This is a genomic window from Mesorhizobium sp. WSM4820 (assembly GCF_055811075.1).
Genome location: NZ_JBVVQN010000003.1, coordinates 279,499 through 293,871 on the forward strand (window position 1 = coordinate 279,499; position 14,373 = coordinate 293,871).

Here is a 14,373-nt window from a genome sequence, read left to right on the forward strand (position 1 = left end):
CGTCAGGTTTTCGTGGGACCCGGTTCGCGAGTGGCAAGTTGAACTCCACCATGATTCAACTGTCCAGTCCAAAGCATCTCCTGCTTCGGACGCGCTTTCAGCTACTTGGCGGATTGACATTCGCCATTCTGCTGCCGGCTCTCATCAGGATGTCGGTCGATCCCCGCGTAATCTGGTCATCGAACATGCAGGCGACCATTTTTGCGGCATTGGTCGCTCATACATCGGGCTACATGCTTACAAGCGGATCGGCAACTTCCCCGGCGTCGCGGCGGCTGGCTACATCTTCCCCACATTCGCCCTGACGTACGGCCCAAGGTGGAGATAGCCACCAGCTTTTTGAAAATGCGCAGAAAATGCGCATTGTAATGTCTAAAGCCGCGCTGATTTAGCGTTGAGAAATATCGTCGTATCGACCCCGGAGAAGCACAATGACCAGAAAAACCGCACTCATTACCGGCATCACCGGCCAGGATGGCGCCTATCTGGCGGAACTTCTTTTGGCAAAGGGCTACAATGTCCATGGCATCAAGCGGCGGTCGTCGTCTTTCAATACGGGGCGTATCGATAATCTCTACCAGGACCCGCATGAAAAGAACGTAAGGCTGTCGCTGCACTATGGCGATATGACCGATGCCACCAACCTCATCCGCATCGTTCAGGAAGTGCAGCCTGACGAGATCTACAATCTCGCCGCACAATCGCATGTTCAGGTGAGTTTCGAGACCGCCGAATACACGGCGAATGCGGACGCGATCGGCACATTGCGTCTCCTCGAAGCCATCCGGCTGCTCGGCCTGACAAAAAAGACGCGTTTTTATCAGGCATCGACTTCCGAGCTGTATGGCAAAGTGCAGGAGATCCCGCAGCGGGAGACGACGCCTTTCTATCCTCGCTCGCCCTATGCGGCAGCAAAGATCTATGCCTACTGGATCACCGTGAATTACCGCGAAGCCTACGATATCCACGCCTCCAACGGCATCCTGTTCAATCACGAGAGCCCGATGCGCGGCGAGACCTTCGTCACCCGCAAGATCACGCGCGCGGCTGCTGCAATCAGTCTCGGTCTTCAGGACAAACTCTACCTCGGCAATCTGTCGGCTGAACGGGATTGGGGCCATGCCCGCGATTATGTCGAAGGCATGTGGAGGATTCTTCAGCATGAAACGCCAGACGATTACGTCCTCGCAACCGGGGTGAAGAACTCGGTCCGCCGCTTTGTCGAGCTTGCATTCAATGAGGTCGGGACCGAGATCCGATGGGTTGGTTCCGGCATCGACGAGAAAGGCATCGACGCAAATTCGGGCACCGTTCTGATCGAGGTGGACCCCCGCTACTTCAGGCCGACCGAAGTTGAGCTGCTGATCGGCGATCCTTCGAAAGCGGAGCGCGTTCTCGGGTGGAAGGCAACAACCTCGCTCGACGCGATGGTTCAGGAAATGGTTCAGTCCGACCTTGAAACGGTAAAGCGGGAATCGGAGCACCGGCGTCTGGACGAGGATCGCATTCGCGTTGCGGCGCAGTAAGCGACGGTGGGCCGGGTCGATATGAAAAACTCGGATCTGACGGTCTGTTGGAATTCCGCGGCAACAATCCGGCATACGATCGGTAGTTTCCTGGCCCGGCATCATGGCGACAAGGAACCGATATCGTGCATGGTGACCCGGATTTTGTCGAAGACCATCCGGACAAGCGGGTCGTGCGCCGCTGGCGTGCTGCGGCCCGACCCGCCATGGGCTTTCGGATCTTGGATGCCAACCCATCCAACGTTCTACGTCAGACGGAAAGTTGCGGACGCGGTTGGTGCATTCGATCTCAGCCTCAAAGTGGCATCGGATTATGATTGGATGTTGAGAGCTGTTGAACTCCACGGATTCCGGACCGCCGCGACCGGCCACGTGTTGGTGGACATGATGGTTGGTGGGTCCAGCACGCGAAGCCTTGCCTCACACATCGGGCACAATCTGGAAGCGCTACGTTCACGGCGCCGGTGGCTGGGATCAGGTCCGGTCGATTATGCGCTCATAGCTAAGCCGGTGCGGAAAATTGGACAGTTCGTTTTCGCGCGGCGAGGTTAATCGAGCATGCGTCCTGAAGCCTTTAGCTTAGCGGCCAGTTCTATTCGTCGCTCAGGCAGCAGCGGGTCTTTTTCGATGCGCTTGGCATTCTCGCTGCAAAAGACACAATGGAGCCTTCTGGGATGTTGAACGATATGAGGTACTGGGCCGCGAAGTCCGGCCTGATACAAGAGCTGCGTGATATTCCCCTGCATTTCCAGCATCGGGAAAGTTATTCGCAGCACGGCGAGGACACCTTCCTTCTTAACGTCATCTTCAAGGACCAAAAGCACCCTGGTCGATATCTCGACATCGGCGCTTCGCATCCGGTTCGGATCTCGAATACATATTTGCTGCATCGCAGGGGTTGGTCCGGCATCGTCGTCGAGCCGATCAGCCGCCTCCTTCGTCTCCATCAGCGGTGGCGCCCGCGCGATACCCACGTCCAGTGCCTCGTGGGGGAAGCGGATGGTGTGGCGGAGTTTTTCTTTATGTATCCATCGGTGCTCTCAACCACGTCGCCCGAGCAGTACGAGCGCGTGGCTGCGGTCGGCTATCGCCTGATTGAGCGCCTTGAGCTTCCTCAATTAACGCTGGGCACGCTGCTCAACAGATATGGCGAGGGAAAAGGGATCGATTTTGCGAGTGTCGACATCGAGGGTGTCGATTGGATCGTGGCCAAGCAGATCGCAGAACTCGACAAGCGATTGGTTCCACGATGTCTGTGCATCGAATCGAATGATGAAGAGGCAAATCTCCGCGTGACCAACCTGTTGCGCGATGTTTATCGAAACAAGGAACGCATGGGCGCGAATACCATCTTCTGGAATGAGGCATGACAAGATCGGCCAGCCTCGATTTGTCCACGGTAACTCTACAGTTGGCGCAACCGGTAGGAACTTTGGATTGTCTTATAACTAGCGGACAAAAATGTTTCGAAGCATCCTGACGGTTTTGTCGGGGTCGGTGATTGCACAAATCATTGCAGTTGCCGTTCTTCCTGTCCTGACACGGCTATATGACGCCGAAGCGTTTGGCCGATACCAGATTTACGTCTCGATATTGAATGTGGCGGCCATTTTCGTTGCGTTTCGCTACGAGGTCGCAATTCTGAGCGCGCGACCGGGGAGGATTCTAGAAAATCTGCTGAAATTGACATTCAGGCTTTGTGTCATGACCAGCGCTATAGCTTTTCTGCTAGCCGTCGCCGCCGATTTGTGGATGCCGCGCATCCAGTCCTCATTGCACGGAAGCATCTACCTTTTACCTGTGGCGATGTTTGTCGCGGGAGTTTATCAGATGCTTACATACTTGCCGATCCGCGAGCGCAACTACGGCCTAAGCTCACGTTCCAAGATCGTGCAATCGGTAGGATTCTCGGTTGGCGCCCTTGGATGCGCCTTTCTACCTTTTATTGGGGTCGGTCTCGTTCTAGCTGATGTTTTCGGCAGGATCGTCGGTGGCATCGCTATCCTTTTTGAAAGTGGCAAACTCTGGCGGACGCTAATCTCTCCCATCTCATTTTTCGCGATGAGGTTCACCGCGGTTCGCTTCAAGAAATTCGGGCTCTTCACCTTCCCGGGAACGCTTTTGTCCGCGCTTGGTGCGGCCATTGTGCCATTTGCTTTTCTTGCGCTGTTTAATCTCGAAGTCGCGGGACAGTATGCCCTGGTCGAACGGTTTATCCTCATGCCGGTCGGCATCGTTTCGGTGGCGGTCTCGCAGGTCTTTACCGGTGAATTCGCGAAACTCTATCGGACTGACAAGGTCGGCTTGAACGGCGCATACAGACGGGCGCTCCTTCAACTTCTTGCCATCGGTATTTTTCCGACGGTGCTGGGGTCGGCACTCTCGCCAAGCGTGGTTCCGTTCGTCTTTGGCGCCAATTGGGCCATGGCCGGCAAACTCTGCGCCATTGGGTTTCCAATCGCCTATATCCGCTTTGTCGCAACTGCCTTGACGATGACCCTTATTATTATCGAGCGCCAATCGCTGCAATTTATGTGGGAAGTGGGTCGGTTCGTTCTCACTCTGTTGGTCTTCGGCTGGCTTGGTTGGGCACACATCGACAATCCTGTCACCGTGATGATGTGGTACGGACTGGCGACCTTCGTCACTTATGGGCTCCAACTTATTCTGGCGGACCGTGCGACGAGGGTGGTGAATTTGCGAACCGGCGCGACCGAGGAAATAATATCATGAGAACGAAATTGGTGTTCGCCGCCCAGCGGATGTTCGGTCTGTTTGGCTATCATTTGAGCAGGCTTGAGCGCGGCGTTCGCGTAGATAGTGCGTTTGAAGAGCAATTGCGCCTCGCGGGCGACGCCGTGTCCACGATCGTTGAGGTGGGGGCCGCGGACGGGCGAGATACGCTGGAATACGCCAACAGATGCAAGAAGGCTACCGTTTTCGCCTTTGAACCTTTGCCGGCAAACTTTGCCAAACTCCGCGCCGTGGCCGAGCATGAGCCTCGAATTGTTCCGGTCAATATGGCGGTGTCCTCGAAAGTGGGAATTGCATCGTTTCATGTTACGGCGTTGCCTGATGCGAGCTCCCTTTTTAATCCTCAGAGTACGGGATCAACGTTCGATAAATATACATTGAAAGTTGATACAATAAAGGTTGACGTAACGTCACTAAATTCATTTTGCGAAATGAAAAAAATAGAAACGATAGATCTATTAAAGATGGATGCACAGGGAGCAGAACTAGATATCTTGAATGGTTCTGAAAATATTTTTCGCGATAAAAGAGTAAATGTCATATACTCTGAGGTAAATTTTATAAGAGTATATGACGGGGCTTGCTTGTTTCATGAGGTTACCGCTTATCTCGAGGAGATGGACTACCGGCTCCATGCTATCTACAACCAGCATCACAACCAGTTTGGCCAGCTGACCTGGGCGGATGCAATTTATCTGCCTAATTAATTCCCTGCGTTTGGACGAGACAGATAACTGATGGCACAGCTTTACGGATACCCCGATATCGGCCGTTTCGGTCTCGGCCACAGCTTGCTCGCTTGGGCTCGCTGCGAGATATGGTGCCGAAAGAACGGTGCCCGGATGCTCGGGCCGCGCTGGCTGCGCCCGCGTATCGGTCCGTATCTGCGTCGCGAACGGGACAGACGAGAATATTTCAAGCTTTTTAGCAATAACGGCTATGTGGGAGAGCCATGGCGCACCCTGATTCTTGCAACGGCACATAAGATACCAGCAGATTTAGCCGCTTCCGCCGCACTTGACGGCAGGAAGACGGTCGTCGTCTTCAAGAATGCGGTGTCCTCGAATTTCGAGACGTATTTCCATGAAGTCCGCGGCTGCGGTCCGGTGCTGCATGGCGCGTTTCGTCGGATGACACGCAAAAGGTACTTGCCGATGAAGCCTGAAGCACCATTCGTGGCCGTCCATGTGCGTCTTGGGGACTTTTCACGCTTCGATCAGGCGCGAGTCGAGGCGCAGACGCACAATCAGCGGCTTCCGATCGAATGGTATTGCGACAGCCTTGTCGCCCTTCGCGATGGAGTAGGGGCGAATGTGCCGGTCCGGGTCTTTTCCGACGGAGACGATGACGACCTTCTTCCTTTACTTCGTCTTCCGAATGTCCGCCGCGCCAATGATGCGGAATCGGTTACGCACATGCTTGAAATGGCTCAGGCGAGCGCAATCATTGGAGCTGGCTCCGGCTTCAACCTGTGGGCGGCTTTTTTTGGACAGGTTCCCCGGATTACTTATCCCAATCAGGCGATTGCCATTGTAAACGAGGATCCAACTCGAGAAGCGGCTTTCCTCGGCGATGCCCCGCTTCCCGACTTGTTCGTAACGCACGTCAAGAAATTATCCAATGAAAGATGCGAGAAGGGGATGCAAGGCAAGCCAGCTTAGATTGTGGCTTGCGGGTCTGTCGGGAAGGGGTCGCATTGAGTGAGAGCGGGAACAGGACAGGAAAGACATGCTTAAATTTGTACTGGTTGGTTGTGGGCGAATATCGGTTCGCCACGCGCAATTGCTTGGAGAGAACGTAATATCCGGAACCAAACTGGCCGCAGTTTGTGATGTTAACATCAAGAAGGCGACAGCTACGGCCGCAAAATACGGTGTGCCAGCTTACGCCGACATGCACGAAATGATGGAAACCGAATCACCGGATGTCGCCGTCATTCTGACCGAGAGCGGTAATCACGCTCGCGACACCATAGCGCTCGCGCGCTACGGCAAGCACCTAATCGTGGAAAAACCCATGGCACTCACTCTGGCCGATGCAGACGCGATGATTCGTGCATGCGACGTCGCCGGCATCAAGCTTTTCATCGTCAAGCAGAACCGTTTCAATGTACCGGTCGTCAAATTGCGAGAAGCGCTCACGGCCGGTCGCTTCGGCAAGCTTGTTATGGGTACGGTAAGGGTTCGCTGGTGCCGTACGCAGTCATATTATGATCAGGATGCCTGGCGCGGCACCTGGGCGCTCGATGGAGGCGTACTTACCAACCAAGCGAGCCATCACGTTGATCTGCTCGAATGGATGATGGGCGACGTCGAGAGTGTTTTTGCCATGACGCGCACCGCTTTGGTGGATATAGAAGCTGAAGATACCGCGGTGGTTGCATTGCGGTTTGCCAACGGTGCCCTCGGGATAATCGAAGCCACCACTGCCGTGAGACCGAAGGATCTGGAAGGGTCAATCTCGATACTCGGAGAAAAAGGCTCCGTGGAGATTGGCGGCTTTGCCGTCAACGAAATGAAGGTGTGGAGTTTCCTGGAGCCTGAACCCGATGACGCTGGGGTCTCGACAAGATTTTCGGTTAATCCGCCCAACGTCTACGGCTTCGGTCACCAAGCTTACTACGAACATGTTGTCGAAACGATCAACACCGGCAAGCAACACCTCGTCGACGGCCTGCAGGGACGCAAAAGCCTGGAACTCATTTCCGCCATTTATGAATCCGTCGAAACTGGCCAGGAAGTGTCTCTTCGTTTTCGTCCTCAGCGCGTCCGTCTTGGACGGCCTTCAGAGAGCGCAGCGTGACCTATACCCAAATCATCGAACCGTCTGATTTGCGGTCGGTCGGTATCGTAAACGTCACCTTCGGCCAGCATGTCACTGTCGTACAGCCGGCGAACCTCTATGGCTGCACCATCGGCGATGGTGTTTTCGTGGGCCCATTCGTGGAAATTCAGGCTAACGTTTTGGTTGGAGCCCGCACAAAGATACAATCTCATGCCTTCGTTTGTGAACTGGTGACAATCGGCGAGGATTGTTTCGTCGGGCACGGGGTGATGTTCGTGAACGATCTGTTCTCTATTGGTGGGCCTGCGCGAGGGCGGAAGGGACTGTGGAAGAGAACAAACATCGGCAACAACGTTTCGATCGGTTCGAACGCCACGATCTTGCCGGTTACCGTTTGCGCCGGTGTGGTGATTGGTGCCGGGGCCGTCGTCACGCGAGACATTGGGATGCCTGGGATATATGCCGGAAATCCGGCTCGATTTCTCAGATCTGTTGAACAGGATTAGACGTCATGGACACCGTGGGAATGTTGACGACAAATGTGCCGTTTGCCGATCTTCACGCGCAGTACCTCACTATCAAACCAGAAATCGATGCAGCGATTGCCGCGGTGATTTCTCAGTCGGCCTTTATCCGAGGGCCATTCGTCGAGCAATTTGAGCGTGAGTTTGCCGAGGCAATAGGTGTGCCGCATTGCGTCTCGTGCGCGAATGGAACGGATGCTTTGTATATCGCGATGGTTGCGCTCGGACTGAAGCCGGGTGACGAGGTGATCGTGCCTGCGATGTCATGGATATCGACCAGCGAGACCGTGACACAGGCAGGTGCAAATGTCGTCTTCTGCGACGTCGATGCCGCCACATACACTATCGATATCGCCAAATTGGCCGACAAGATCACGCCTCGCACGGTTGGCATCATCCCGGTTCATCTCTACGGGCAACCCGCCGACATGGATGGCGTGATGGCGGTTGCGGCGAGGCATGGCCTATGGGTGATCGAGGATTGTGCCCAAGCCCATCTGGCTACTTTCAAGGGGAGCCAGGTTGGCACCTTCGGGGTCGCGGCGACCTTCTCCTTCTATCCTGGAAAAAACCTCGGCGCGATGGGTGACGCCGGAGCGATCGTCACCTCGGACAAATCCCTGGCCGATCGGATGGCAATGTTCGCCCGCCATGGCGGCCTTGTTAAAGGCGATCACCAGATCGAAGGTATCAACAGCCGCCTCGACGGATTGCAGGCCGCGGTATTATCCGTGAAACTGAAGCGACTTGAAGCCTGGACCGATGCTCGCCGCGCTATTGCGGCGGAATATCAAAGGAGGCTTGCCGGTCTCCCGGATGTCGATCTTCCCCACATCGGCAATGACCGCAATCCGGTCTGGCATCTTTATGTCATAAGCCACGATCGGCGCGACGAACTGGCGGCTTTCCTCAAGTCGCGCGGCATTCAAACAGTAATCAATTATCTGCGTGGTTTGCCCTTTCTGCCTTGCTATGCTCATCTTGGCAGCAAACAGGAGGACTATCCGGTAGTGCACCGTATGCAGTCTCGTGTCCTGTCCTTGCCGATTTTCCCGGAAATGACGGAAAACCAGATAGAGGCCGTCGTCGACGCACTGAAAGCTGCAGTCTAGCCGCTTCTCCTTGTTGGGAAGGTCGAACGCCAAGAAAGTCGGATGGGATAGCAGTTCAGCCATGATGCCAAGTTTTAGCGGCGGCAGTCGCTCTCGGTTTAAAAGGGCTGTACTCAATTCAGCTCGGCGAGGTGGTATATGGAACACATAAAAGGAGGAGAGATCAGTTACAAGCGGGTATTATGCCTGCTTTGTGTAGCGGTATATTCTATTGTTTTTGTAAAAATCTATATAGATTGGGCGTCGGTAAATTATTTCTATATGGGATTTAGCAATGTGAGTAATCCATCAGGCGAGGCGCTGTCATATCTTATTATAGCCATATTCGCGTTTCTTTTGCCAATTTCAGCACGAAGATATTCAGATTTCTTCTGTTGGATGCTGTATATGATGATTTTTATTCCGAGCCTGCTTATTGTGCCTCGGCAGGGTTACCTTACGTTCGATGCCACGTGGCTCATTATTTCGATGGCTGCGTCATTCTTCCTGATTTTATACATCCCGCGGATAGTCCGATTCAAATCGTATTCTCTTATTAGTCAAGTCTCTGTAAATGCGTTTTTCTTTATATTTTTTGCGTTTTATTTGGCAGCCGTAGCGTTTTATATTGTAACGTACAGAGGAATGATGTCGTTCTCCGGGCTGGATGAACTTTATGATCAGCGCGCTCGGTTTGGCGGCATGGAGACCACCACACTTGCGCTTTACCTGACCGGGTGGTTGTCAAACGCGATGAACCCGTACCTTATCGCTGTTGGGCTGTTCGACCAAGCGCGGCGATGGGCGCTGGCCGTTGGGCTTGCTGGGCAGATCATCGTTTTCATGGCCTTCGCAGGAAAGATCATGTTGGTGATCCTGATTGTAGTGTTCGGCTTTTACCTTTTCGTGCTCAATAAAGGTCGTATATCAACGCTTCGCATCGCATTCGGCTTTGTTTTGCTGACGCTGTCCGCCTTGGCAATTCTCAAAATTACCGACTATCAACCGTCCGGGATGGCAATGGAAACGGTTGCGTTGATCTATATGCGGACCCTTGGCATCCAGGGGGCGTTGACTGGTGTGTATGCGGATGTGTTTGCCCGCAATCCGATAACCTATTGGTCTCATGTGAACATAATCAACCAAATTGTCCCCTATCCCTACAAGACGCCTCTTGGATTTGTTGTTGGCGCCCAGCTTGTCGGGGGTAACGGGTTCAACGCCAATGCAAACTTTTGGGCGACAGATGGACTAGCGGCCTATGGATTCATGGGCGTTGTTATTATGGGAGTGGTTTTCGGCTTGTTGCTCAGCCTTGCAAACAAGATTGTCACGCCCGATCGCCTCCCGTTCGCGGCGACTGTCTCGATCCCGTTTATCATGACGCTGGGAAATGCTTCTCTTTTCACCAGCCTTATCACTGGCGGCGGTCTGATGATGGCTTTGATGATCGCTTACGGTGTGCCGCAGCCAAAAATACCCCGCAGGCAAGATGCTATCCACAGAGACCCCAGGCGGTTGCCGATGCTTCGCATGGGTTCAACGTCGGATCACCCGGTTCGCCACAGATAGCCACTTGGCGCAGTGCCTCGGCAGGCTGTGTAACACTTAGCGTCCAAGCAATTCGCGAAGCGGGAAGTGTGTGCTTGAGCACGTTTATCAAATATTTCTTGTCCAGCGACGTCATCCTCGGCACCCAGGGTAAGCATATGCGCCTTTTTCAGAATTCCAGCATATCGCCGAGTTATCATTCCCGGCTTGCCACGCTCATTCGAGCGGAAGGTCGATTCGAAGCGCAGAAGCAGGTCTTTTTGCACGACCGGTATGGTGCCTCACATCTACTAAAGCCCGTGTTGGAGAACGCACCCGGAGCGTTTTTCACGAATGGAGATGACGAGCGTTTGCAGCGCGCCTGGGCGCGTGAAAATGGGCTTCGCGACGATACACCGCTGGCCGGTATTCTGCTCGCCCAGATTGAGGCGAATTGTACCGATGTCTTCTACAATCTTGATCCAATTCGCTTTGACAGCGACTTCCTGAAACGATTGCCGGGACATGTGAAGAGAACAATTGCGTGGCGTGCTGCACCCGGCAAATCTAATTTTTCCGGCTACGATCTCGTTGTATCGAACTTCCCGTCCATCCGTACTGGCTACGAGGCCATGGGAATTCGTACCGCAGAGTTCTTCCCCGCGCACGATCCTGAATTGGATGCATATGCCGGCCGGGGCGATCGCGACATTGATGTTTTGTTTTTCGGTGGGTTTAGCCGCCATCACCAACGCCGTCGAGAGATTCTCGATACCGTGGCACGGCTTGGCGGCCGTTTTCGAGTTGTCTTTCATCTCGATAACTCGCGCTACACGAGACTTGCAGAAACGCCGCTTGGTTGGTTTGGACCGCTAGCGGCAGTACGGCGGCCAACTTCGATACGGCGCGTAGCAAATCCACCAGTCTTTGGACGAGAGATGTATGCACAACTCAGCCGTGCCAAAATCGTTATCAATGCCGCTATCGACATGGCGGGAGGGGATCGCGGCAACATGCGTTGCTTTGAGGCGATGGGGGCGGGAGCGTTACTTATCACCGACGCTGGGAACTATCCGCCTGGAATGGTGGATGGTCGAACCATGAGCGTCTATGCAGACGCCAAAGTCGCTGTCGGGCTTATTGAGCAAAGCCTTAGCGACGGTTCCTGGCGAAATATTGCGACGGCAAGCCATTCCATGATCCGGACCGAATACAGCAAGGAGAAACAGATGGAAAAATTTCTTACTTTTGTTTGAGCAAAGGGCCGTTCTGTGTTGGCGAATTTCGATTCAGTAATGATTAGTTCGCAGAAACGCCGCCTCGGCGGTCCTGCCGATCAGACCGCGATCCCGGTGCTTGTCGAGCGCCTGGCGGCAAATGACGGCCTCAAGGGCACGCTCGTCTCGATCGACGCCATCGCCACCAATGCCGCCATTGCTACCACCATCAGGGATGCCGGCGCCGACTACCTGCTCGCCGTCAAGGCCAACCAGCCGACGCCAGGGCAACGAGTCCAGGTTAACGGGCTTGAAGTGCTGCAGTGAGGTAGTCGGTATCCCAGGTTGGGAGTTTTCGCTTTCCTTTGATGAGATTGTTTGCCGGACATATCGCGGATGAGATTGAGGGCGAGGTGGCGGACCATCGCCATGTTTGTGGTGCCGTGGCCGCGGCGCAGGCGCGATTGGTCCTCCTTGAATTGGACATCGAGAACCCAATGCAGGCCGTTCTCGATGCCCCAATGGGCTCTGGCGGCCTCGGCGAAGGCTTTCGCGGTGAGGATGCGAGAGGAGATGTATGTAGCATCGCCGCTCGACCTTGACCTCGGCGCCCGTCTCGATACGGGTCTCGACCATGGCGATGGTGCTGAGGCCCTTGAAGCGCGGCTCATCGGGATAGCGCCGCCACTTGCCGCTCATCCAGTCGACGCGCTGGGAGACGAGGTGGCGGCGCGTCTCGATGTGGCCATGGGCCTTCTCGACCTGGGTGAGCGTATAGATCTCATCGTCGGGAGCGGCATCGCCCCCCAAGTGGGCGAGATGTCCGGCAGGACAGAGGGGGAGCGAAGGATCGCTACGCTTTTACTCTGATCCGCCGCAGCTCGGTTATCCCAAGGTCTGCGCCGCTTCGCTTCGCTCCTTGCTTCGCCTTGGGATGACGACCTACGGCAATCCGCCGACGCGCTTGCCAACGCGCCTGCTTGTCCCGGCGATTGTCAGTCCCAACGCCATGCCGGCGCAGTCGGCAACCCAGTCGAATCCATCCAGGTCGCGCCCGATCAGTTGCGCGCCCTGAAGCACCTCGATCGCCGCGCCGGTAAAGGCGAGGAGAACAATCAGCCTTGTCCTGTGTTCCGGCCAGCCGAGGCTTCCCAGGGCCGCCAGCACGGCGAAGGCGATGGCGTGCTGCAGCTTGTCGTCGTAAAGCGTGACGGCCGTGCCGAGATCCGGCAAGAACCGCGCCGGCAGAAGCGTGAGCAGGAGAACGCCGGCCAACGTGATCGGAAAAACGATCCTTGCCAGCATCGGAAAAGAATCTAGGCGCAACAAGGTAGGGTCAGTCCTTCATCTGAGAAGCCTGGATGGGCGAGGTGGATTTGCCAATGATCGCATCAGCGCTTGGGAATTTCAAATCCAGAACCACAAGTCTGTGTTGTAAGAAAGGCCGCCGTCGCTCTTGTCGCCCTGGAAACGACCCCATGCCTGCGAGGGGCTTTAGGTTCCCATAAAAAAGCCCACTAACATGAAGAAGCCATTAAAGATGCCGGCGGGCCAACGGCAACGCAACAGGCCAGGTAACGAGAAGTACCTGGCCAGGTCGCCGGTGCCGACATCAGTTTTGCGTCGCCGAGACGCCGGCCAGCCGGGCGAGCGCAACCCTGTCGTCGGGCGTCAGATCAGCAAGGCGGTCGTCGCCCGGAGCGGGCGCCGACAGATCAGTGCCTTCAGCGCCTGTGGTTTCACCGTCACCGGCCTGCGCGGCCGGCGCAGCGCCCAGCATTTCGGCAGCGCGCTTCGGGTCCTTGGCGAGCATCGCGTGGGCGAGCGCCTTTGCCGTGTTGCTGCGCCAGCCGGTTTCTGCGAGCTGCCGGGCGACCGGGCTGCCCATCTTGGCGGATGAAGTCGAACCCGCTCTGCCTGATCGCCTCGAACGTCGCGGTGTCGTCCGGGTCGCTCCGTGCGATGGCATTGAGCTCCGCAGCCTGCGCCTTGGACCATTCGGCCTGCTCATAGTCCTGGCGGCGCGCATATTGCTGTGCGGCCATGCGCGCCGACCCGGCCAATCTCATCGCCTCTTTTTGCCTGATGAACCTAGCGCGTTCACTTTCCGGCATTTTTGGCACGGTGCTGTCGAAGATCTTGTCGAACAGGCCGGGCTTGACGACACCGTTGCGTGCCTGGCCATACATGGCGTCGTGCAGGCCGCGGCCGTCGGCCGGCGCATTCTGGATCGCTTCTTTCTCGGCCTGGGCGATCTGTCCGTTCAGCTCGCGGCCGATGACCTCGGCGTCGAACGCGTCCTGCTGCTGCTTCTGCTGCCGGAAACGCTCGGCGACGGCCGCGAGCTCGTCGCCAAAGTCCTGCATCGCGGCGCCGACCGGCGAGCTGTCGGGATAGGAAACCACGCTGCCGCTGTCGAGCCGGCGCTGGGCGAGCTGGAGGGGGATGGTCGCCATCAGTAAAGCCCTCCGCTCGGCGCCGGCGGAAAGGCGCTGTTGCCGAACGTCACCGCTTTCTTCGGGTCGTACAGCCCGGAAAGGCCGGACACGAGATTGCCGCCTGCCCTGAAGATCGAGGCAGCCGCCGCCTGCCTGCCGGAAAAGCGCGAGATCGCGGCCTGCGTGGCGAAATTGTTCTGGCGCAGCTGCGAGCCGTACTGGATCGCCTTGATGTCGAGCTGGCCCTGCCTTGCATTGGCGGCGAGCACCTCGGTCGGCGAGCCTGACAGGGCGACGCCCGAGGCGCCGGCCCGGGCGCGCGCCTGCGACAGCAACAGATCCTGCTTGTGGCGTTCCTGGGCCTGCTCGAAGGCGGCGGCTTGCGCGTCAGCCTGCGCCTGCTGCTCGTAGGCTCTGGCCTGGTAGTCGGCCATCTGCCGCGACTGCTGGCCTTCGACCAGCGCGCCGCCGACCGAGAGAGCCGTGCCGATAAGGGCAAGTGTGCACAT

General features: G+C 56.1%; 13 protein-coding genes and 2 pseudogenes. 11 read left to right on the top strand and 4 right to left on the bottom strand.

The window, feature by feature from the left end:
- Positions 1–431 precede the first annotated feature (431 nt).
- The 11 genes and pseudogenes from gmd to AC0L2R_RS07305 form a co-directional block, all read left to right on the top strand.
- Positions 432–1,526 (top strand): GDP-mannose 4,6-dehydratase, encoded by a 1,095-nt coding sequence (gene gmd / locus AC0L2R_RS07255; RefSeq protein WP_473508270.1) that lies wholly within the window; start codon positions 432–434, stop codon positions 1,524–1,526.
- A gap of 674 nt (positions 1,527–2,200) precedes the next feature.
- Positions 2,201–2,896: an FkbM family methyltransferase gene (locus tag AC0L2R_RS07260; protein ID WP_473508271.1), complete on the top strand. Its 696-nt coding sequence runs from the start codon at positions 2,201–2,203 to the stop codon at positions 2,894–2,896.
- Positions 2,897–2,987: 91 nt separating this feature from the next.
- On the top strand, positions 2,988–4,259 hold the full coding sequence (locus tag AC0L2R_RS07265; RefSeq protein WP_473508272.1) for a lipopolysaccharide biosynthesis protein: 1,272 nt from the start codon (positions 2,988–2,990) through the stop codon (positions 4,257–4,259).
- Positions 4,256–4,987: an FkbM family methyltransferase gene (locus AC0L2R_RS07270; protein WP_473508273.1), complete on the top strand. Its 732-nt coding sequence runs from the start codon at positions 4,256–4,258 to the stop codon at positions 4,985–4,987. Before AC0L2R_RS07265 ends, AC0L2R_RS07270 begins: the two co-directional genes overlap by 4 nt.
- Positions 4,988–5,017: 30 nt before the next feature.
- Entirely contained in the window at positions 5,018–5,941 is a 924-nt protein-coding gene (locus tag AC0L2R_RS07275) for a hypothetical protein (RefSeq protein WP_473508274.1), read from the top strand.
- A 67-nt stretch (positions 5,942–6,008) separates the two neighbouring features.
- Positions 6,009–7,082, top strand: a complete 1,074-nt coding sequence (locus AC0L2R_RS07280) for a Gfo/Idh/MocA family protein (RefSeq protein ID WP_473508275.1) — start codon at positions 6,009–6,011, stop codon at positions 7,080–7,082.
- Positions 7,079–7,570: an acyltransferase gene (locus tag AC0L2R_RS07285; protein ID WP_473508276.1), complete on the top strand. Its 492-nt coding sequence runs from the start codon at positions 7,079–7,081 to the stop codon at positions 7,568–7,570. Before AC0L2R_RS07280 ends, AC0L2R_RS07285 begins: the two co-directional genes overlap by 4 nt.
- Before the next feature lie 5 nt (positions 7,571–7,575).
- Positions 7,576–8,700, top strand: coding sequence for a DegT/DnrJ/EryC1/StrS family aminotransferase (locus tag AC0L2R_RS07290; RefSeq protein WP_473508277.1), 1,125 nt, complete (start codon positions 7,576–7,578; stop codon positions 8,698–8,700).
- A gap of 138 nt (positions 8,701–8,838) precedes the next feature.
- Positions 8,839–10,251 (top strand): hypothetical protein, encoded by a 1,413-nt coding sequence (locus AC0L2R_RS07295; RefSeq protein WP_473508278.1) that lies wholly within the window; start codon positions 8,839–8,841, stop codon positions 10,249–10,251.
- A gap of 74 nt (positions 10,252–10,325) precedes the next feature.
- Positions 10,326–11,465 (top strand): glycosyltransferase family protein, encoded by a 1,140-nt coding sequence (locus tag AC0L2R_RS07300; protein WP_473508279.1) that lies wholly within the window; start codon positions 10,326–10,328, stop codon positions 11,463–11,465.
- Between the two features lie 39 nt (positions 11,466–11,504).
- Positions 11,505–11,708, top strand: a pseudogene (locus AC0L2R_RS07305) (transposase); the annotation flags it as partial.
- A gap of 115 nt (positions 11,709–11,823) precedes the next feature.
- Here the strand turns inward: AC0L2R_RS07305 and AC0L2R_RS07310 are convergent.
- The 4 genes and pseudogenes from AC0L2R_RS07310 to AC0L2R_RS07325 form a co-directional block, all read right to left on the bottom strand.
- A pseudogene (locus AC0L2R_RS07310) lies at positions 11,824–12,008 on the bottom strand (ISAs1 family transposase); the annotation flags it as partial.
- A 360-nt stretch (positions 12,009–12,368) separates the two neighbouring features.
- Positions 12,369–12,731 (bottom strand): VanZ family protein, encoded by a 363-nt coding sequence (locus AC0L2R_RS07315; protein WP_287073215.1) that lies wholly within the window; start codon positions 12,729–12,731, stop codon positions 12,369–12,371.
- Between the two features lie 440 nt (positions 12,732–13,171).
- Positions 13,172–13,882 carry a hypothetical protein gene (locus AC0L2R_RS07320; protein WP_473508280.1) on the bottom strand — a complete coding sequence of 237 codons (711 nt, stop codon included), beginning with the start codon at positions 13,880–13,882 and terminating at the stop codon, positions 13,172–13,174.
- The gene (locus tag AC0L2R_RS07325; RefSeq protein ID WP_473508281.1) at positions 13,882–14,373 is read right to left on the bottom strand and encodes a hypothetical protein; all 492 of its coding nucleotides are present in this window, start codon (positions 14,371–14,373) and stop codon (positions 13,882–13,884) included. Before AC0L2R_RS07325 ends, AC0L2R_RS07320 begins: the two co-directional genes overlap by 1 nt.

Bases quoted from the DNA above. Each gene is read 5' to 3' on its own strand.
- gmd (WP_473508270.1), top strand. From the start codon at position 432: ATGACCAGAAAAACCGCACTCATTACCGGCATCACCGGCCAGGATGGC.
- AC0L2R_RS07260 (WP_473508271.1), top strand. From the start codon at position 2,201: ATGTTGAACGATATGAGGTACTGGGCCGCGAAGTCCGGCCTGATACAA.
- AC0L2R_RS07265 (WP_473508272.1), top strand. From the start codon at position 2,988: ATGTTTCGAAGCATCCTGACGGTTTTGTCGGGGTCGGTGATTGCACAA.
- AC0L2R_RS07270 (WP_473508273.1), top strand. From the start codon at position 4,256: ATGAGAACGAAATTGGTGTTCGCCGCCCAGCGGATGTTCGGTCTGTTT.
- AC0L2R_RS07275 (WP_473508274.1), top strand. From the start codon at position 5,018: ATGGCACAGCTTTACGGATACCCCGATATCGGCCGTTTCGGTCTCGGC.
- AC0L2R_RS07280 (WP_473508275.1), top strand. From the start codon at position 6,009: ATGCTTAAATTTGTACTGGTTGGTTGTGGGCGAATATCGGTTCGCCAC.
- AC0L2R_RS07290 (WP_473508277.1), top strand. From the start codon at position 7,576: ATGGACACCGTGGGAATGTTGACGACAAATGTGCCGTTTGCCGATCTT.
- AC0L2R_RS07295 (WP_473508278.1), top strand. From the start codon at position 8,839: ATGGAACACATAAAAGGAGGAGAGATCAGTTACAAGCGGGTATTATGC.
- AC0L2R_RS07315 (WP_287073215.1), bottom strand. From the start codon at position 12,731: ATGCTGGCAAGGATCGTTTTTCCGATCACGTTGGCCGGCGTTCTCCTG.
- AC0L2R_RS07320 (WP_473508280.1), bottom strand. From the start codon at position 13,882: ATGGCGACCATCCCCCTCCAGCTCGCCCAGCGCCGGCTCGACAGCGGC.
- AC0L2R_RS07325 (WP_473508281.1), bottom strand. From the start codon at position 14,373: ATGTGCACACTTGCCCTTATCGGCACGGCTCTCTCGGTCGGCGGCGCG.